19 protein-coding genes are annotated in these 19880 nt (G+C 55.7%); 10 read left to right on the plus strand and 9 right to left on the minus strand.

Annotated elements, in window-relative coordinates; genetic code table 11:
* Positions 1-15 precede the first annotated feature (15 nt).
* A complete protein-coding gene (locus tag ACR0DX_RS21230; RefSeq protein ID WP_170356298.1) occupies positions 16-1071 on the plus strand; it encodes a sugar phosphate isomerase/epimerase family protein in 1056 nt (351 codons plus the stop codon).
* Positions 1071-2225, plus strand: a complete 1155-nt coding sequence (locus tag ACR0DX_RS21235; RefSeq protein WP_170356297.1) for a Gfo/Idh/MocA family protein — start codon at positions 1071-1073, stop codon at positions 2223-2225. The genes ACR0DX_RS21230 and ACR0DX_RS21235 overlap by 1 nt, the downstream gene beginning before the upstream one ends.
* A 352-nt stretch (positions 2226-2577) precedes the next feature.
* Here the strand turns inward: ACR0DX_RS21235 and ACR0DX_RS21240 are convergent, their stop codons facing one another.
* Genes ACR0DX_RS21240 through ACR0DX_RS21260 form a run of 5 tightly spaced genes read right to left on the minus strand, consistent with a single transcriptional unit; the run spans position 2578 to position 6184 of the window.
* Positions 2578-2952 carry a nuclear transport factor 2 family protein gene (locus ACR0DX_RS21240; protein WP_170356296.1) on the minus strand — a complete coding sequence of 125 codons (375 nt, stop codon included), beginning with the start codon at positions 2950-2952 and terminating at the stop codon, positions 2578-2580.
* The gene (locus tag ACR0DX_RS21245) at positions 2949-3845 is read right to left on the minus strand and encodes an alpha/beta hydrolase (RefSeq protein WP_480847303.1); all 897 of its coding nucleotides are present in this window, start codon (positions 3843-3845) and stop codon (positions 2949-2951) included. The genes ACR0DX_RS21240 and ACR0DX_RS21245 overlap by 4 nt, the downstream gene beginning before the upstream one ends.
* Complete coding sequence (locus ACR0DX_RS21250; protein ID WP_170356294.1) at positions 3842-4324, minus strand: flavin reductase family protein; 483 nt, start codon at positions 4322-4324, stop codon at positions 3842-3844. The genes ACR0DX_RS21245 and ACR0DX_RS21250 overlap by 4 nt, the downstream gene beginning before the upstream one ends.
* On the minus strand, positions 4324-5001 hold the full coding sequence (locus tag ACR0DX_RS21255; protein WP_170356293.1) for a glutathione S-transferase: 678 nt from the start codon (positions 4999-5001) through the stop codon (positions 4324-4326). Before ACR0DX_RS21255 ends, ACR0DX_RS21250 begins: the two co-directional genes overlap by 1 nt.
* Complete coding sequence (locus ACR0DX_RS21260) at positions 4994-6184, minus strand: LLM class flavin-dependent oxidoreductase (RefSeq protein ID WP_170356292.1); 1191 nt, start codon at positions 6182-6184, stop codon at positions 4994-4996. The genes ACR0DX_RS21255 and ACR0DX_RS21260 overlap by 8 nt, the downstream gene beginning before the upstream one ends.
* 102 nt (positions 6185-6286) lie before the next feature.
* Between ACR0DX_RS21260 and ACR0DX_RS21265 the strand changes: the two genes are divergently transcribed.
* Complete coding sequence (locus ACR0DX_RS21265) at positions 6287-6904, plus strand: helix-turn-helix domain-containing protein (protein WP_480847306.1); 618 nt, start codon at positions 6287-6289, stop codon at positions 6902-6904.
* A gap of 250 nt (positions 6905-7154) precedes the next feature.
* Here the strand turns inward: ACR0DX_RS21265 and xylB are convergent, their stop codons facing one another.
* Positions 7155-8591 (minus strand): xylulokinase, encoded by a 1437-nt coding sequence (gene xylB, locus ACR0DX_RS21270; protein WP_170356291.1) that lies wholly within the window; start codon positions 8589-8591, stop codon positions 7155-7157.
* 121 nt (positions 8592-8712) lie between these two features.
* Here xylB and ACR0DX_RS21275 point away from each other — a divergent pair, with 121 nt between their 5' ends.
* The 7 genes from ACR0DX_RS21275 (at position 8713) to ACR0DX_RS21305 (ending at position 16249) form a co-directional block, all read left to right on the plus strand.
* Positions 8713-9738, plus strand: a complete 1026-nt coding sequence (locus tag ACR0DX_RS21275; protein WP_170356290.1) for a LacI family DNA-binding transcriptional regulator — start codon at positions 8713-8715, stop codon at positions 9736-9738.
* A 95-nt stretch (positions 9739-9833) separates the two neighbouring features.
* Positions 9834-11135, plus strand: coding sequence for an ABC transporter substrate-binding protein (locus ACR0DX_RS21280; RefSeq protein ID WP_170356289.1), 1302 nt, complete (start codon positions 9834-9836; stop codon positions 11133-11135).
* A 106-nt stretch (positions 11136-11241) separates the two neighbouring features.
* Positions 11242-12108, plus strand: a complete 867-nt coding sequence (locus ACR0DX_RS21285) for a carbohydrate ABC transporter permease (protein WP_170356288.1) — start codon at positions 11242-11244, stop codon at positions 12106-12108.
* A 12-nt stretch (positions 12109-12120) separates the two neighbouring features.
* Positions 12121-12951, plus strand: coding sequence for a carbohydrate ABC transporter permease (locus tag ACR0DX_RS21290; RefSeq protein WP_170356287.1), 831 nt, complete (start codon positions 12121-12123; stop codon positions 12949-12951).
* 12 nt (positions 12952-12963) lie between these two features.
* On the plus strand, positions 12964-13968 hold the full coding sequence (locus tag ACR0DX_RS21295; protein WP_170356286.1) for an ABC transporter ATP-binding protein: 1005 nt from the start codon (positions 12964-12966) through the stop codon (positions 13966-13968).
* Entirely contained in the window at positions 13965-14738 is a 774-nt protein-coding gene (locus tag ACR0DX_RS21300; protein ID WP_480847310.1) for an L-iditol 2-dehydrogenase, read from the plus strand. The genes ACR0DX_RS21295 and ACR0DX_RS21300 overlap by 4 nt, the downstream gene beginning before the upstream one ends.
* A complete protein-coding gene (locus tag ACR0DX_RS21305; protein WP_170356284.1) occupies positions 14738-16249 on the plus strand; it encodes a mannitol dehydrogenase family protein in 1512 nt (503 codons plus the stop codon). The genes ACR0DX_RS21300 and ACR0DX_RS21305 overlap by 1 nt, the downstream gene beginning before the upstream one ends.
* Positions 16250-16328: 79 nt before the next feature.
* Here the strand turns inward: ACR0DX_RS21305 and ACR0DX_RS21310 are convergent, their stop codons facing one another.
* From ACR0DX_RS21310 to ACR0DX_RS21320, 3 genes are all read right to left on the minus strand, one after another.
* Positions 16329-16691: a hypothetical protein gene (locus tag ACR0DX_RS21310; protein WP_480847312.1), complete on the minus strand. Its 363-nt coding sequence runs from the start codon at positions 16689-16691 to the stop codon at positions 16329-16331.
* Between the two features lie 259 nt (positions 16692-16950).
* Positions 16951-17850: a bile acid:sodium symporter family protein gene (locus ACR0DX_RS21315; RefSeq protein ID WP_170356283.1), complete on the minus strand. Its 900-nt coding sequence runs from the start codon at positions 17848-17850 to the stop codon at positions 16951-16953.
* Positions 17851-17936: 86 nt separating this feature from the next.
* A complete protein-coding gene (locus ACR0DX_RS21320; protein ID WP_170356282.1) occupies positions 17937-19859 on the minus strand; it encodes an acyl-CoA synthetase in 1923 nt (640 codons plus the stop codon).
* Between the last annotated feature and the right edge of the window lie 21 nt (positions 19860-19880).

Consider the following 19880-nt stretch of genomic DNA (forward strand, 5'->3'; position numbering starts at 1 on the left):
TGGGGAGGAAATTTTATGAAAACGATCAAAGGGCCAGCTTTGTTTCTTGCGCAATTTGCGGGCGATGAGGCGCCGTTCAATTCGTGGGACGCGATAACTAAATGGGCAGCTGACTGTGGGTATAAGGGCGTTCAGGTTCCCAGTTGGGATGGCCGGTTGTTTGACCTTGAACTGGCCGCGTCCAGCACCGGTTATTGCGATGACTTCAAAGGCAAAGCCAGGGAAAATGGTGTCGAAGTCACTGAGCTGTCGACGCATCTTCAGGGCCAACTTGTGGCAGTTCACCCAGCCTATGACAGTGCGTTTGATGGCTTCGCGGCCGAAAGCGTCAGGGGAAACCCGAAAGCCCGGCAAGAATGGGCAGTAGACCAGGTCAAAAAAGCACTATCCGCTTCCAAAAATTTGGGCATTTCGGCACATGCGACATTCTCAGGCGCATTGGCGTGGCCCTATGTCTATCCATGGCCGCAGCGACCTGCAGGCTTGATTGAAACGGCGTTTGATGAACTCGCTCGTCGTTGGGCACCGATCCTTGATCACGCCGAAGAATGCGGCGTTGATGTCTGCTACGAAATTCACCCTGGAGAGGATCTCCACGACGGCGTGACCTACGAAATGTTTCTTGAGAGGACAGGCAATCACCCTCGCGCGTGCATGTTATACGACCCGTCGCATTATGTTCTTCAGTGCCTCGACTACCTGGACAACATCGACATCTACAAGGACCGAATACGCATGTTCCATGTTAAGGATGCCGAGTTTAATCCAACCGGTCGTCAGGGCGTTTATTCCGGGTATCAAAGCTGGGTAGATCGGGCCGGACGGTTTCGGTCGCTTGGTGATGGCCAAGTGGATTTCGGTGCAGTCTTCTCAAAGATGGCCGCGAATGACTTTGATGGCTGGGCTGTGGTCGAATGGGAGTGCTGTCTCAAACACCCCGAGGATGGTGCGCGCGAAGGCGCTCGGTTTGTGTCAGATCACATTATCCGTGTGACCGAGAAAGCTTTTGATGACTTCGCCGATGGTGGTGCCGACGAAGCCGCAAATCGTGCAATGCTGGGGATTAAGTGATGGTCACAGGACGCAGTGAAGAAACGTCAGGACGCATTCGGCTTGGCATGGTTGGCGGCGGAAACGACGCCTTCATCGGCGGCGTTCATCGCATAGCCGCGCGACTGGACGACAAGTTCGAGCTGGTTGCTGGAGCTTTGTCTTCGACACCACAGAAATCTCTTGAAAGTGGTGAGGCATTGGGCCTTGAACGAGTTTATGAGGACTTCAAGCAAATGGCGATAAGGGAAGCCCGGCTGAAATCTGGGATCGAGGCGGTGTCAATCGTTACGCCAAATCACGTCCATTATGCAGCCGCACGTGAGTTCCTGAAACGCGGCATTCATGTCATTTGTGACAAGCCACTCACCTCGACCCTTACTGATGCAAAAAAGCTGGTCAAAGCGGCAGAAAGCGCGAACGCCCTATTCATTTTGACCCACAATTATACGGGCTATCCGATGGTTCGGCAGGCGCGCGAAATGGTTGCAAACGGCGATATTGGCAAGATCCGCGTGGTTCAGGTTGAATACCCGCAGGACTGGCTGACCGAACAGCAGGACTTCAAACAGGCGGAATGGCGAACCGATCCCGAACGCTCGGGCGCAGGTGGATCAACCGGTGACATCGGAACCCATGCTTACAACCTTGCCTGCTTTGTGACCGGGCTGACAGCGGAAAGCTTGGCGGCGGACTTGCAGGCCTTTGTGCCGGGGCGCAAAGTCGATGACAACGCGCATGTTTTGCTTCGTTTCGAAGGCGGAGCGCGTGGGATGCTGTGGTCTTCTCAAGTGGCGCCCGGCAATGAAAACGCACTTCGTTTGCGCGTCTATGGCGAAAAAGGAGGATTGGAGTGGTCTCAGGAAGATCCCAATTATCTTTGGTTCACGCCATACAACGAGCCCAAGCGCCTGATCACCCGAAATGGAGCTGGAGCCGGTGACACTGCCAATCGGTTGAGCAGAGTTCCTCCGGGCCATCCCGAGGGATACCTAGAAGGTTTCGCTAATATCTATGGAGAAGCTGCTGAGGCGATCCTAGCTTTCCGAAACGGGATTTCACCTGACGCATCCGTTGTTTATCCAACGGTTCACGACGGGCTCAATGGTGTTAAGTTTGTAGCCGCTTGCGTGCAAAGCTCTTCAAGGAATGCGGCTTGGGTCAAGTTGGAATAAATCCCGGTGCAACGTTCAGATCACACACCACTGCGAGATCTTCGAAACCGGGGATGAAAGCTGGCGCTTCAAAAACCGCGAAAAACGTTAATCCCAAACCCCGGAGGCCCGCCACAACGGCGTTAAATGGAGGTTACGCAGCGCCGGGCCTGTTCATCACTAAAGGTGTCAAAATTGGATGACGACTGACACAGCCCTGATTTTGTAAGCGTTGCATGTAGCACCGGACCTGAGTCTTTCGGCGACAGAACCGTCGCAGTAAATTGGCCTCACGAACTTTATACAGCACCCAAAACGATGGCTGGTTTCTTCAGCAAGTCTTTAGAGATTTGATCGCAGCGAAGTGAACTGATCAGCTTGTCCGTTGTTTGTAATAGGTGTCTTTGTGCACAATTAGCCCATCGCGATAGGTCAGGATGTCGACGCTGAGGAACTCTTCTTTCGAGCCATCCTTATGCGTCGCGGTGCGCCGGTATTCACAGTAGGCTTTGTTGCCCGAGATCGCGCAGTCCAGCGTTTCCCAGTGCACGTTTTCGACTTTTTCGAACAGCGCAGAAAATGCACCCCGGATCGTTTCGGCGCCTTCCAGACGCACGCCATGCACGTCCGGGCCGACGGCGTGATCAAATGTGGCGTCGTCTGCGAAATGCGTCATAACGGCATCGATATCATTGGCATTAAACGCGTCGCCGACGGCGTCGACGAGGGCTCGGGTCAAAGCGGTCATGATTGCGGTCCTTTTCCTTGAAGCATATCGATAGTGTGCGTGAAGAACGGGCTTGCCGGGTCGACAAGCACGTTCAATTCGTCAAAGTGATCGACGTCCGGGACGATGTAGAGGCCGACCTCGCGGTCTGCGGTCCCATATTTTTCGGCATACATCCGAGCTTGCCGGTGAAATTCGTCGGTTTCCGCGCCACCGACAACGACCAGCTGCGGTGCATTCGTGATTGGCGGGTGGTTGGTCATCGGGCTTTCCGCTTCGGCCTCTTTCGGCGTCATCCGGATACCGGCATTCAGCGCTTCAGTCAGGCGCACCGGTTCCAGATAACTGAGCGGGGACACCGGGATGCCGGATTTGATCAGGTCTGCAGGAAGATCGTCGCCAAGCGAGGGCCAATCGGTCGCCATCATCATCTGCGTAATATGGCCGCCAGCTGAATGACCCATCACGGTGATACGGTATGGATTAAGACCCAAATCACGCGCATTGCGCCAAATAAAAGCCATCGCTTCGCGGATTTCTTCGGAAATATGCGTGATGGTTACCGATGGGCACAGGTCATAGCCGACGATTACAACATTGCACCCTGCCGCGACAAAGGGCGGAGCGATGAAGCTGTAAATCGACTTGTCGCCGCGTTGCCAATAGCCGCCATGGACATACACCAGTGTTGGGGCATCCAAATCCGGACAGCGGAAAACATCGAGCTTTTGTTTCTCACCTTCGCCATAGCGGATATCGAGGCTGCAATCGGATGTGGCGCGCGCGGCCTCGCTGTCGCGGCTCCATGCGGGAATGACAGTCTCTTCATAGTCAGGCCGCCCTGCCCGCAGATTGTATTGCGCGTCGAACTCATCAGGACTGAAGCGGGTGTGATAGGTCAGATGATCTTTCATGGCAGAGCCTCGGGTTGGGGTGCTGAGAAAAATGCGCCACGGCAATAGACAAGTGGGGGTATGGGCACCTGGATGTAGTTTACGACACGACCCAGAAGGATTTCATGATCGTCGGCATCGACCCTGCTGTGAACCGTGCATTCCAATTGTGCCGACGCTCCGGGGATCAGCGGGGACGCGGTTCCAGCGGTCCATTCGGTATCGGTAAACCGGTTTTCGACATCACTGGCGAAGTGCATCGCCAGGTCTTTCTGATCGGCCGACAGGATATTGACGGCGAAATGATCGCATTGCGCCAGCGCCGGAAAGACACGGCCGGACTTTGCGACGCAAACCGAGACAACCGGCGGCTGCAGTGAGACCGAAGTAAAGGAATTGGCGGTCAGGCCCCATGGCGCACCGTCCGCGTCATAGGTGGCGATGATGGTCACTCCCGTCGGAAAGGCACCAAGGGCGCGGCGATAGTCTCGGACGTCCATCATAGCACCCCTTCGTTGGTACAGGCTTTTTCCAGCGCAGCCCATTCATCGGGGTTGGTCCCGAAATGACGCATGACGTGATCGCGGTACGCGGGGCGGGTCGCCAGTCGCTGGTACCAGGCCTCGACATTGAGCAAGGGCGGGCGGTCGACCTCGACGTTGAAGTAACGATAGGCCACACAGCCCAGGGGAATATCGGCCATCGTAAAGCTGTCCCCGCAGACATAGGCACGATCCGCAAGGTGTTGATCCAGAAGTGTCAGGGTCTCATGCGCCTCATCACGCAGCTTTGCGATCTTTTCCGGGTCGCGCTGGTCCAGCTGCGTGCGCACCGTCGCGAAGAACAGGTAGATCACCGGTCCAAAGGCGCGGCTTGCCGACCACTCCATCCACTGATCCGCAGTCGCACGGGTTTGAACGTCCGACGGGCTCAGCGTTCCCGCACCGTAGCGGTCACAGAGATAACGTACGATGGCGAGGCTTTCCCACAATGCAAAGTCGCCATCCCGGATCGCCGGGATCATCCTGTTAGGATTGATCTGCGCGTACATTTCAGTGTCGAGCTTGCCAAAGCTGCCGCCGGCCAGTTGCAGCGTATAGTCCAACCCCAGCTCATTCGCTGTCCAGATCACCGGAATCACATTCGATGAATAGGGACGTCCCCATATTTCAAGCATGTTCCAGCATCCTTTTTTGCGCGATGGATTGCGTGCCGAACTTTGGAACCACGTATTCGAACAGGCGATGCCAGCTGGCCAGGATTTTCTCGTAAGCCACACCGGTATATTGCTGCATCAGCATGAGGTGATCGAGGCCGATGGTTTCCTGCCGCTCGGCAAAGCGATCCGCAACGTATTCGGCATCGCCCACCACAATGATCCCGCGCTTGTTGAGGAAGTCGAACCAGTCCATATCCTCATCTTCGGGCGTCATCTGTTCACCGACATCCAGATAGCCATGCTTGGTCCATTCCCCTTTGGGACGCGATCCGCCGAGGAATTCGTAATAGGCATTGATCGGGCCGCGAATGGTGTTCACCGCCTCTTCCATGCTTTCACCGACATAAAACGCCGTGCAAACACCAACGCCCTCGCCCAGCTTTACTTCACGCCCTTCGCGTTGCGACAGAGCCTGACGATAAGGCTCCCAACAGGCCAGCGTTGCCTTGGGACCCGCCGCCATCGAGATCACGCCCCAGCCACGTTCGCCCGCCAGTTTGAACGTGGGCGGAGCGTTCGACATCAGCCAGACCGGCGGATGAGGGTTGGAATAGGGGCGCGGATGCACATACATCGCTTTGTATTCGCCGTCTTCGTCGTGGTAGCGCGGGTCCAGAGGATCAAAGAACCGGTTGGTCTCTTTCCATCCGGGGACCGGGAACTGATAGAACTCACCGTGATGGGTGAACGCCTCGTTGGTCCAGGCTTTCAGGATAATCTCAAGGCTTTCCTGATACAGTCGCATCACCTTAGCATTATCGCGCCGGTCCGCGTCCTTTTTGAACTGGACGGTCGAGCGTTCGTTAATGCCCTTGGCAACGCCAAAATCAAACCTGCCTTGGGTCATATTATCCAACATTGCAGCATCTTCGGCGACACGCAGGGGGTGCCAATCGGGCAAGATGATGGGGGCTGTGCCAACCCGCAGTTTCTTGCAGTGCGCGGCCACATGCGTACCCATCTGGATCGGGTTGGGCGGCGCATTCATATAGCCATTGTGAGCAAAGTGATGCTCAGTAAACCATGCGGTCGTGAAACCAGCCTGCTCGGCTAAGGAACACTGTTCGAGGATCATTTCCAGCGTGCGCGCCCATGGAATCGTCTCGCCGGGGCTGAAATTGGCAATCAAATCAAAGCGCATAGCTTCCTCCCGTGCAGTCCAAGCGTGGTTGATTTTTGTCCTATATTTCAACTAAGTTGATTTTGTATCGAAAAGTCAACTGAAATCATTTATCCTGAAGACATGAAAAATGACGTGTCCCAGACTGACGCCCAACGGCTCGGCAGTGAAATTCGCGAAGTGCGTAAAGCGCGTGGACTGACCCTGCAGCACCTGTCCGAAGCGGTGTCATGTTCCAAAGCCTATCTCAGCAGGATTGAACTTGGCGCGGCCAAGGTATCAGAGGACCTGCTTGCAGAAATCAGCGATGCGATGGCTGTTGACCCGGGTTGGTTCTTTCCCACACAGGCGGGAGAAGGTCCGCTGGAACGCAAGCACGTCGTGCGACGCGAAAACCGCAGGGCGCTGTCTGCGATGTATACGCGGTCAACAGATGAACTGGGCTTTGAGGACGAACTACTTTCCAGCACGTTGTCCGGCCAGTGTTACCTGATACTGTCGCGATTCCGTCCCGGCGCAGGACAACCGCCCGAGCCGCTGGAAGGGTATTCCTTTGAAGGTGAGCAACACGCCATCGTCCTAAGCGGAGAAGTTGAACTGCGTCTCAGGGACGAGACCATTTCTTTGCGTGAAGGAGATAGCTTCTCCTACCCGTCCATGATCGCGCACCGCTTTCGCAACAAGACAGAAAAAGAAGCGACAATGGTCTGGGCGATGTCACCTATACGCATCACCTGGTGACGTTTGGTCTTGTCAACGGCTATCCAAGAAAAGCTATGCGTATGTAGCGGTCGCAAACGGTTTGGCCGCCGTTCGTCCCACCTGCTTGCATTCAACGGTGACCAAGGATTTAAGTTCGGACATTGCTGCCGTCCGCTCTGTCAATTAGAGCATCAGCGACCTGCGTATTTAAGATTTTCTTGTTTGTTAATACAGCAATGATCCCGCTGCGGGAAAAAAGCGGCGTAGATTTTATTGAAAGTGCTGACAACTATTCGGTCAGACGGACGGCCTTGTAAAGCTGCCGAAACCGCGTCAATCTTTCGAACAACGGCGCCAGATCTGCGGGCTCAAACCTGTCGGTTGATGGAGGTTGAACTGCAAGATCAGTTCTTTCCAAAGCGCCTACACCCCAAGCTGCCAGCCTTGCCGCACCATAAGCCGGACCGGAATCTGCCCCAGCTGACCGCACAATTGGCTTTCCGGTCACCGTCGCGATCAGCCTCAACAACAGATCTGATTTGCTACCTCCTCCTATCGCTGCGAGCTCCGGCAAATCTTCGATTGTGCCTCCGAAACTCTGCGCCGCATCGGCAAAGCAGAAAGCAATCGCCTCTACCACGGAACGGCAGATGTCTGCGCGTGTTGTGGAATCCTCCAGTCCAAAGAAACAGGCTCGGATATGCGGGTCGCCATGAGGGCTGCGCTCACCCGTCAGATAAGGTAGAAAGACTGGAACTCGATCCCTGCTGGCCGTTTCAGCAAGCGCGACAACCTCGGCCGCGGACAGTTCCAACTGGCTGCCTATCCATGAAATCGGCCGTGCACCATTCAACATTGCTGCCATTTGATACCATCGGTCGGGCAGTGTGTGCGCAAAAGCATGCACATAGCGTTCGGGGTTTGGCTTGTAGCTTCGATCTGCCACAAACAGCTGACCAGAAGTCCCCAGGGATATAAATCCGCGACCCGGTTCGGTGGCGCCCAAAGACACAGCCCCTGTTGCTGCGTCTCCGCCTCCGGCAACAACTGGAGTTCCACGTTTCAAGCCGGTCTCAGTCGCGGCTTGCGCTGTCACAGTCCCAACGACACTATGCCCATCGAACACCTGCGGCAGCCAATCCCAGTCTAAATCCGTGGCTTCGGCGATACCTGCGTGCCAGCCACGCGACGCCTGATCGAGCCACATTGTACCGGCGGCATCGGACGTATCAGTTCCCAATTCGCCATGCAGCCGTAAACCGATGTAGTCCTTGGGCAGCAGGATGTGAGCCAGTTGGGCATAGTGCTTTGGCTCATGCTGTTTTAGCCATGTAATCTTGGGCGCGGTGAAACCCGGCAAAGGAAGGACCCCAGCGATTCGACCAATCTGCGGCAAGGCCTGTCGCAGTTCGTCGCATTCCTGCGCCGCTCTGCTGTCATTCCACAGGATTGCCGGGCGGATTGGGCGCAGATCGCGGTTCAGCAAAACGGCGCCATGCATCTGACCTGACAACCCGATGGATTTCACTTCCGACAGTGTGACTTCTCCAGAAAGCTGGCCTAAGGCGTCGCGTGTCGCCTGCCACCAAAGATCTGGGTGCTGCTCTGACCAACCGGGTTTAGGAGAGGAGGTCTTTATACTCACCGAAGACGTTGCAAGAATTCGACTGGAATCCGCGCAGACAAGCTTGACCGCTGACGTGCCGATATCGATCCCGAGATACATTCAAACCCCTTACCTGCACAAAAGTCCGGAACTTGTCTTGCTATTGATCTTTTTAGCGCGCGCAAAGAATATGTAAAAATAGGATAAGATCAAGGCGGCTGAGATCCGCAGGCAGACTGGCATGACCAAGATAAAGAATATGGAAGAGTTCGCAGCCCTCAGCGGGATCTCGCGTCCCACTGTGTCTAAATACTTCCACGATCCAGACAGTGTTCGCCCATCGACGAGGGCTCGCATCGAAGAGGCGCTGGAGCGGTTTGACTACCGTCCGAACATCTATGCTGTGAACCAGAACCGTAAACTGACCAAGAATATTGGCATCGTCGTGCCCTATTTGGCCGATCCATTCTTTGCGGAAATTGCGCGGTATCTTGAGCAAAGCTGTATCGCAGCGGGGTATCGCCCGTTTCTGTTCAGCTCTCACGGTGAACAAAAGTTGGAAAACGAAATCCTGGACGGTTTGCAATCTTTGAAACCAGCAGGCGTGTTGTTTGCGCCCTTGGGGCGTATCTCAGACAAATCTGCAATTGAGAAATTCTGCGCTAGCGTGCCGACAGTTCTGTTTGACAGCAACCTCGACGGTTTGGGCGCCGCATTTATAGGGTCCGATAATTTCAGCTTTGTGTCTCAGACCGTGGAATACATGACCCGTACTGGAGAGCCGCCTTCGTTCTTCGAAATGCGGACACCTGCAAACCCCAATGCAAACAAACGGCGAAAAGCTTATATCGAGGTGATGGAACGTCTGGGTTTTGAGCCGCATGTGATCAAAATCGAAGGTACAGGTTGGGCCTTTGAAGAGATTGGGCGGCTCGGTGCGCTCAAGGTGCTGGATGAACGCAAGTTGCGCACGGATTCAGTTCTGTGCAGCAATGACCGATTGGCCATCGGCTTTCTGGCGGCGTGCTTTGAACAGGGGATTCGCGTCGGGCGAAAAGACGATTGCGCTTTGCGTGTGGCTTCAAATGATGATCATCCCTTTGCAAAATTTACCTGCCCGTCACTGACTACCGCGGCGCACGATTATGATAATGTGGCGGCGCGAAGCGTCGAAACGCTTTTCGAACTCATTGAAAACGGAGGGAAATTTGAAAATCGGACGGAGACTCTATTCCCAGCTCGGTTGGTTTTAAGAGAATCCGCATAACATTACAAAATTAACGCGCGTAAAGTTTTTATTGACTGCGCGACAATTTGCGATCTAACCTCTCTGCACGACATCCAAGCTCAGGGAGGACAGGGATGTATCTGAAGCACGCACTTCGTGCGGCGACTGCAATGACTTTCGTCGCAACGGCAGCGGCCCATGCGCAATCCATCACTATCGCGACTGTAAACAACGGCGATATGATCCGGATGCAGGGCTATACAGACAAATTTACCGAAGCGACTGGAATTGACGTCGAGTGGGTGACGCTGGAAGAGAACGTCTTGCGCCAGCGCGTCACCACCGACATCACCACCAAGGGCGGTCAGTTCGACATCATGACAATCGGGATGTACGAAACCCCGATCTGGGGTGCGAACGGCTGGCTGGTTCCGCTGGATGGTCTGTCCGAGGACTATGACGTTGGCGATATCCTGCCCGCAATGTCAGGCGGCCTGAGCCATGAAGGGACGCTCTACGCGGCACCGTTCTATGGCGAAAGCTCGATGATCATGTATCGCACCGACCTGATGGAAAAAGCAGGCATGGAGATGCCCGAAGCGCCAAGCTGGCAATTCATCAAAGAGGCCGCGGCGGCCATGACCGACCGTGACGCTGACATCAACGGGATCTGCCTGCGCGGCAAAGCCGGTTGGGGCGAAGGCGGCGCGTTCATTACAGCCATGTCCAATTCGTTTGGTGCGCGCTGGTTTGACGAAGACTGGAAGCCCCAGTTCGACCAGCCAGAATGGGCCGACACGCTGAATTTCTACGTTGAAATGATGTCGGAATCTGGTCCCGCAGGCTATGCCACAAACGGGTTTAACGAGAACTTGTCCTTGTTCCAGCAGGGCAAATGCGGCATGTGGATCGACGCAACCGTTGCGGCGTCATTTGTGACCAACCCCACAGACTCGACCGTAGCGGATAGCGTTGGTTTTGCACTGGCACCTGACACCGGTTTAGGCAAGCGCTCCAACTGGCTTTGGGCTTGGGCATTGGCTATTCCGGCCGGCACACAGCAAGAAGACGCAGCCAAACAGTTCATCGAATGGGCAACGTCCAAAGACTACATTGAGCTGGTTGCCGAAAACGAAGGTTGGGCAAATGTTCCGCCGGGTGCGCGCACCTCTCTGTATGAGAATCCGGAATATCAGAAGGTCCCGTTTGCCAAGATGACGCTGGACTCGATCCTGTCCGCTGATCCGAACAACCCGACGGTCAAGCCGGTTCCATATGTTGGTATCCAGTTCGCTGCGATCCCGGAATTCGCAGGCATCGCGACCCAGGTCAGCCAAGAGTTCTCGGCGGTCTATGCCGGGCAGCAAACGGTCGAGGAAGCACTGGCCAAGGCACAGGCGTTTACCGCAGAAGAAATGGAAGCCGCAGGGTACTGAGGTCTTCTCCCCGCGGGCGGGCAGTAATCTGCCCCCCGCCTTACCCTTCCACAATTCGCGTTTTTCTCGCAGGCTGAGTTACGCCTGAACAGAGAGGGTTTGCGTTATGGCTACTCAACATTCCCGATCCGTTGCTCGCCTGATGATGGCACCTGCAGTGGTCCTGCTACTTGGCTGGATGCTCGTGCCGCTGACGATGACGCTATATTTTTCCTTCAAGAAGTACCTGCCTCTGCGGGGCGGTGATCTGGGCTGGGTCGGTTTAGACAACTATGTTCGATTTGTTTCATCCAGTTCATTCTGGCCGGCAGTTCAAGCAACACTTGTGATTGTCGGAGGGGTCCTTGTCATCACTGTTGTTCTGGGCATCCTTCTCGCGATGCTTTTGGATCAACCGATGTGGGGTCAAGGTGTTGTCCGCATTCTTGTAATCGCTCCATTCTTCGTCATGCCCACTGTGTCCGCTTTGGTCTGGAAGAACATGTTCATGGACCCGGTCAACGGCCTGCTGGCGCATCTGTGGCGCTTTTTCGGGGCCGAGCCAGTCTCATGGCTGTCCGAAGCATCCATGACCTCGATCATCATGATCGTCTCGTGGCAGTGGCTGCCCTTTGCGACGCTGATCTTACTGACCGCTATCCAATCTCTGGACAGCGAACAGCTGGAAGCGGCCGAAATGGATGGCGCACCGGTTCTGAAGCGCTTCTACCACATCATTCTGCCGCATCTGAGCCGCGCGATCACCATCGTAATCCTGATCCAGACAATCTTCCTTTTGTCGATCTTCGCCGAGATCTTCGTGACCACCGGCGGCGCATTCGGCACCCGTACACTCACCTACCTGATCTTCCAGCGTGTGTTGGAGAGCCAGAATGTTGGTCTCGGATCAGCCGGAGGTGTCTATGCAATCATCTTAGCCAACATCGTAGCGATCTTCCTGATGCGCATCGTCGGCAAGAACCTGGACGCGTGAGGAGGTAAGACCATGGCCCGCACCGTCACAACCCGCCGCAAATCGCTCAATACCGCCTTGGCCTGGGCCGTTGGTCTGCTGATCTTTTTCCCGATCCTCTGGACCATCCTGACCAGCTTTAAGACCGAGGCGCAGGCGATCGCCAGCCCACCGCTGTTTTTGAACTTCAACTGGACGTTGGAAAACTACGCCATCGTGCAGGAACGCTCGGACTATATGCGATTCTTGTGGAATTCGGTCATTATCGCCGGAGGCTCGACTGTTCTGGGTGTCATCATCGCGGTGCCCGCCGCATGGGCAATGGCCTTTGTGCCGTCCAAGCGCACCAAGGACATTCTGCTGTGGATGCTGTCCACCAAGATGTTGCCTGCAGTTGGCGTTCTCTACCCGATCTACCTGCTGTTCATTCGGCTGGGCCTGCTGGATACGCGCGGAGGGCTGGTCGTTGTCCTGATGCTGATCAACCTGCCGATCATCGTCTGGATGCTCTACACCTATTTCCGTGAAATCCCCGGCGAAATTCTGGAAGCCGCGCGGATGGACGGGGCGACGTTGAAAGAGGAAATCCTCTATGTGCTGACCCCCATGGCCATCCCCGGCATCGCCTCGACCGTTTTGCTGAACTTCATCCTGGCCTGGAACGAGGCATTCTGGACCCTCAACCTTACTGCCGTCGACGCGGCCCCGCTGACGGCCTTCATCGCCAGCTATTCCAGCCCCGAAGGCCTGTTCTTTGCCAAGCTTAGCGCAGCTTCGACAATGGCAATCGCACCAATCCTGATCCTTGGCTGGTTCAGCCAGAAACAACTTGTCCGCGGCCTGACCTTCGGCGCTGTGAAATAAGGAACACGACACATGGGACGTATTCAACTCAAGTCCGTGACCAAAAGCTTCGGCGATGTGCAGGTCATTCCGCCACTGGACCTGACCATCGAAGATGGCGAGTTCACCGTCTTCGTCGGCCCCTCAGGCTGCGGTAAATCCACCCTTTTGCGTCTGATCGCTGGATTGGAGGATATCACCTCGGGCTCTATCGACATTGACGGCGCGGACGCCACCGATGTCCCGCCCGCGAAACGAGGGCTGGCGATGGTGTTCCAGTCCTATGCTCTGTATCCCCATATGACCGTGCGCAAGAACATCGCCTTTCCCCTTCGTATGGCGAAACTGGATCAGGCCGAGATCGACAAGCGCGTCGAAGGCGCCGCCAGCGTCCTGAACCTGACCGACTATCTGGACCGCCGTCCAGGACAACTATCCGGCGGCCAACGCCAGCGGGTTGCCATCGGGCGCGCGATTGTGCGCGAACCGGCGGCATTTCTGTTCGACGAACCTTTGTCGAACCTCGACGCGGCGCTGCGGGTCGGCATGCGGCTGGAGATTAGCGAATTGCACGAACGCCTCGCCACCACCATGATCTACGTGACCCATGATCAGGTCGAAGCCATGACGATGGCCGACAAGATCGTCGTCCTTCAGGCCGGAGTAATCGAACAAGTTGGCAGCCCGCTAGAGCTGTATCGGACACCGCGCAACCTGTTTGTTGCGGGTTTCATTGGCTCCCCAAAAATGAACTTCATTGAGGGCGACGAGGCCGCAAAACACGGTGCTCAGACCATCGGAATACGGCCTGAACATATCACAGTCTCAGAAACCGAAGGGGACTGGTCCGGGGTGGTGAGCGTTTCCGAACATCTGGGTTCGGATACATTTTTCCATGTCCACGAGACCGGGCTGGCTGACACAATCACTGTCCGCGCTGATGGCGAGGTCGGTTTCCGTCACGGCGACCGCATTCACCTGACACCACGCGCCGATGTGATACACCGGTTTGATGCCAAAGGCTTGCGGATCGAATGACACGTCTGGCTGGCAAAACCGCCCTGATTACTGGGGCCGCGCGCGGCATAGGGCTGGCCTTTGCGAAAGCCTATGTTGCGGAGGGAGCACGTGTCGCCATAGCCGATATCGACATCCAGCGTGCGCAGCAAGCCGCGACTGAGATCGGTACTGCGGCTTTGGCCGTGGAAATGGACGTGACAAACCAGCCGAGTATCGACGACGCCATCGCCTGCACCGCAGCTCAATTCGGCCCGATCGATATATTGATCAACAACGCAGCTATTTTCACTGCCGCCCCGATTGTTGAGATTGAGGGCGCCGACTACCAACGAGTCTTCGACATCAACGTCGCCGGCGCCTTGTTCACCATGCAGGCCGTCGCGCGCCACATGATCGCGCATGGCACCAAGGGCCGTATCATCAACATGGCGTCACAAGCAGGGCGGCGCGGTGAGCCTCTGGTCGCCGTTTATTGCGCTAGCAAAGCGGCGATCATTTCCCTGACTCAATCTGCAGGGCTGAACCTGATCGCACATGGGATAAATGTGAACGCCATATCTCCGGGTGTGGTGGATGGCGAGCACTGGGACGGGGTAGATGCGTTCTTCGCAAAACATGAAGGAAAACCCCCCGGACAGAAGAAATTAGAAGTGGCCGCAGAAGTTCCCTACGGCCGCATGGGCCGGGCCGAAGACCTGACGGGGATGGCGGTGTTTCTCGCCTCGGACGAGGCAAAATACATCGTTGCACAAACCTACAATGTCGATGGCGGAAATTGGATGAGCTGATGAGCCCTGTGACACACGCAACCCCACCGATCCAACTGCGGCGAGACAAGCTTGCAGAGCTGCCATCTACCGTTGGAACTCCTAGCTATCAGCATTCGGACTTGACGCCCGGTATCGTTCATATCGGCCTTGGTAATTTCCACCGTGCCCATCAGGCTTGGTACATTCATCAGCTCATGCAGCAAGGCAAGGCCCGCGATTGGGCCATCATCGGAGCAGGAGTACGCGGTTATGACGCCGAAATGCGCCAGAGGCTGCTAGCGCAGGGCTACCTGACCACACTGATTGAGCTAGACCCCAAAGGCGTATCGGCGGAAGTCATAGGCCCGATGATCGACTATCTGCCGATTGAGGCAGGAAACGCTGCACTGGTCCGCGGGATGGCTGATCCGTCTATCCGCATTGTATCTTTAACTGTGACTGAGGGCGGCTATTTTCTGGATGCCAATACCGGCGCTTTCGCTACGGATCACGATGATATTCTCCATGACGCGGCAAACCCAAATCACCCCCGAACTGCTTTCGGCGCCATTGTCGCAGCGCTCGGGATACGTCGTGCAAATGGCTTGAGCCCCTTCACCGCGCTGAGCTGTGATAACCTGCAGGGCAACGGCACTATCCTTCGAAACTGTATCGTAGGGTTAGCGCGCCTGTCGGACCCTGATCTAGCCGATTGGATCGACCGGAACGGCGCATTTCCCAATTCGATGGTAGATTGCATCGTGCCAGCGACTACAGATCAAGTGATTTCTCAATGCCACGCGCTTGGCGTTGACGACCACGCCCCAGTTTCACATGAGAACTTTCGCCAATGGGTCATTGAAGATGACTTTTGTGCAGGGCGTCCACCTTTTGAACAGGTTGGGGTCACACTGACCAAGGATGTTCACGGATATGAGGCACAGAAGCTACGCATATTGAACGGAGGCCACCAACTGCTTGCGAATGTTGGCGAGATACTAAATGTCCCGACGATTTCAGCCTGCATGCAAGACCCCGACATACTTGCGTTTTTTACAAAAGTTCAAATCGAAGAAATTCTACCCCATGTCGACGCTGTTCCTGGAACGACCCCGCAAGAGTACCTTGGGCTGGTTGAACGTCGATTTGAAAACACGGCAATTCACGACACAACGCGCAGGGTCGCGTTCGACGGATCGGCGCGTCACCCTGGGTTCGTGCTGCCGTCGATACGCGATGCAATTGCTTCAGGCGCTTCCATAAACGGACTGGCTCTAGCTGAAGCTTTATGGTGCAGGATGTGCGCTGGGATTCGCGAGGATGGCTCAGAAATCGCCGCCAATGATCCTGTTTGGGAAGATCTGAGAAAAACTGCGCTAGCAGCCAAAACTAATCCCGGACTTTGGCTTGCGCAGGACCTGTATTGCGGGGAATTCGGCGATGGCTCACAGTTTACCGTAGCCTTTGACCATTGGTTAGACGGGATTTGGAAAAATGGGAGCAGAGCGGTCCTAGCTGAATATATTTCTCATAGCTCTTCTTCGAACTAGCTTCCCGCAATTCCAGTCAAGCAGCTGAGCGAACACCGGTTCTAGCCAAGTAAAACAGCGTCAATTTTTGAGACAGTACCTAACAAACGATGCAGCTAAAGTGATTTTCAGCTTCGCGCTCAGCCTTAAGTTTAGAAATGTCTGCTTCAGGTCGAGGCCAGTCATCAGCAACCATTGAGCCAACGGCAATCCTAAGATAGGGCATCACCTGTGCGGGGTTGCGACCAGCGGTTTCAACAATTTCCACGCCGCCATCAATGATCACTTTGATCAACGCCGGATAGTCCGGTGCGTTGACCGTTGGCAGGAAGTTGACGTTCTCGGCGGCTGGTTTATCGGACACGTCCTTGCATTGCGCGATCTCATGGGCGAGGTCGGCGGGCGTCTTTTGCGTCAGCCCCGTGATGGTGCCCAAACCACCTGCATTTAAAACGGCGGTCACCAGTCTCGCAATTCCTGCTCAGTGCGTTCCGGTTTGAATCATTGGATGCTCAATTCCAAACATTTCAGTGATTGCTGTCTTCATATCGTGAGTTCCTGCAACCTTGGTTCTGGCCGTGGGTTTTCAAGCGCAACAAAGACTAACGCATTGTGGAAGCAAGACTATCCCATCTGGGTTAAACACTCAGCCTGCCCTAAGCGGGCAGGCTCTTGGTGATTTTGTTAGTTCTCTTGGTTGTCCATTTCTGCTCGTAGATGCGTCACTCTGCAGCGACGCTTTCCATTGCGTCACCTCTACTTCTCCAGCGGAAATAGAACATGAATGGCAGAACGACCAGATACATCGTGATCGAATACAAAGCCGAAGGCAGCGCCATGGGGACTTCCCCGAGTGAAGTACTCGTGCCAGTGATCACAATGGCCAGTGTGATACCCAGAGGCGAGTTTTGGACGCTGGTTTCGATACCAACCGTTTTGCCCTCGCTCTTGTTAAGCCCGAGAATTTTACCAAAAGCCAAGCCAATTAGCATCAGCACCAACGGCAGGGTCATGGTCGAATACCCGAGGGTGGGCATGTACGCGATGATCAAATCTCGGTTTGCCACAAATAACGCGAGGATCAGCAGCGCCCAAAAGACGACTGCCGTATTCTGAAGCGGATGCTCCAGCCTACGCGCCATGTTGTTGAAGAGGTGCCGCACGATGATGCCGGTTATGACGGGCAAAGTTGTGACGAGGAAGGTGAAGATCGCTATCTCGAAAAACGAGAAATCGGGTGCGCTTTCGCCCATGAAATACAAAACCGACCACGTGGCCAGCGGTGGTACAGTGATGAAGGCCATGACGCTGGTGACCGCAGTCATCGAAACCGAGAGCGCCAGATCACCACGCGATAGTTTGGTAATAACGTTGCTGCTGACACCGCCGGGGCAGAAGCTGAGTAGCATTAATCCCGCCGCCATGACCGGCGGCAGATTGAATGCCATTATGACGCAAAACGCAGCAATCGGCAGTAGAACGATCTGCGAGAATGCCCCGATGGCGAAGGCGGTGCGGCGACGGAACACCCGGCGGAAATCGTCGATTTCCAGACCAAGCCCCAATGAGAACATGATGAAGGCTTGCGCCGTCGGCACCACCACGTTGATTGCGAAATCCATTGTTTTCCTCCCTCTTTAGGAACGCGGGTCCGCCTGCCTCGCCTCCCGCGATTCCCCGGCCGACCCGCTGATTTTGATGAATGGCGTTACATATCCACAGTGAAAGTGAACTGACCCAAAGCGTGACGCATCGCATCCTCGCCACTGTTCAGCGAAAGCTTTGCTACGATGCCGCGGCTGGAATCCTGCACCACCTCGAGTGATCCGATCTCGGCTGCGTGCCGACCCGCCAGTTTACGGATGGTGCGTTCGATTTCCAACATGTTCAGCGTGACCTTGTGGATTTTACCCACGGCGGTCACCGGCAGGGCGTCGAGGCTGACAAAGTCCTTCGGCACCGCCGCACGTTCCGAGACATGCTCTTGCGCAAAGGCGGCCAGATCAGCCAGGTCAACATCGACCCCGGTGGATTTCTGGTAGTACATGACCGGAACCTCACCCACCTTGGCGTCGGGGCGACCGATCACGGCAGCCATGGCCACGGCAGGGTGCTTGTGCATCGCCTCTTCGACGATCTTGGGGTCGATGTTATGTCCACCACGGATGATCAGCTCTTTCTTGCGGCCGGTCATCCAGAAATAGCCTTCGGCGTCGCACCGGGCCAGATCGCCGGTGTTGAACCAGCGCTTGCCGTCCTGCTCCAGCCAGATGCCCCTGTTTTGGCTTTCGATCAGATAGCCGTCGAACACGTTCGGCCCGGTGATGAAAATCACCCCGGCTTCATCCACATCAGCCCAGCGAACGAATTCGTCATTGTCGTCCAGGATGGCGATTTTCATATCCTGATAGGGAAAGCGCATCCCAATCGATCCAATGCGTGGATTGTCCGTAGTGATTGGGTTCATGGACGAGGCCAGAACGCCTTCGGTCATGCCATAAGCTTCGATGATCTTGACGCCCGTCTCATTGACGAAGGTGTTGAACAGCTCAACCGGCATGGGCGCGGCTCCGCAGGCCCCAAAGCGCAACGAGCTGAGGTCTTTGTCCCTATGCGGCATCTGCAGAAGCGCGCCGTAGATGGTGGGCACACCGGAATAGGAGCTGATGCCGTAGTGTTCCACCATGTCCCAGAACCCGGCGATCACACCATCGCCGCGATAGCCTGAGGGAGAGGCCAGCACGACGTGGCCACCATGCATCCAGGGCAACAGACCTGTCACCAGCATGGCGTTGGTGTGAAACAGCGGAAGGCCACACAGCGCGGCGGTGCCGGGGCCTACGTTTTCGGCACCGACATACAAGCTGGGGCACCACGAGTTATAAACCTCGCCGAAATGGGTTCGGCGCACGATCTTGGGCAGGCCGGTGGTGCCACCGGTACACAGCATGGTCGAGGTGTCGTTGGGGCTAGGGCCTTCGAAATCCAGACCGCTCGCATTTTCGCCTGCGATCTCGTCCAGCAGACGGGTCAGGCTGATGTCATCGCGACCTTCGATCGTGGCCGAAACGGGCGGCAGCGGCATCGCGTCGCGCCACACGCCATCGCCTTTCATATAGGTGGCAAAGTTGACCAGCAGGATATGTTCAAGCGAGGGAACATCCTTGGCTGCAGCACTGGCTTTTTCCCAGATATCGACGCCCGGTGTTTGCTCCAGCGTTATCAGGATTTTGACGCCCGCACCTTTCAGCAAATCGGCCATCTGATCGGCTTCCATCAGCGGGTTGATGGCCAGAATGCCACCAGCCGCACTACCACCCCAGATGGCGAAATGCGTCTCGGGCATGTTGGGCAGGATATAGGCCGCCACATTGTCGCGACCCAGGCCCATCCGACGCAGCGCGTTGGCGGTTTGAGTGATGCGCGCCAGCAGTTGCCCGTGGGTCAGCGTATAGGGCGTGCGCATCGCGGCCGCGCTCAGGAAAAAACTGAGCGCAGGCGCGTCAGGGTTGATGGCCGCCCCTTTTTGCAGCGCCTCATAGGTGGTCCGCGGCAGATTGCGATCCTGCAGAGGAGTCTGTTCGAACGCCAGAATCTCATCCATGTTTTTCAGAACAACGTTGGTGCTCATCTTCTTTCCTCTTGTTCCTGC

The organism is Ruegeria sp. D3, from assembly GCF_056534465.1.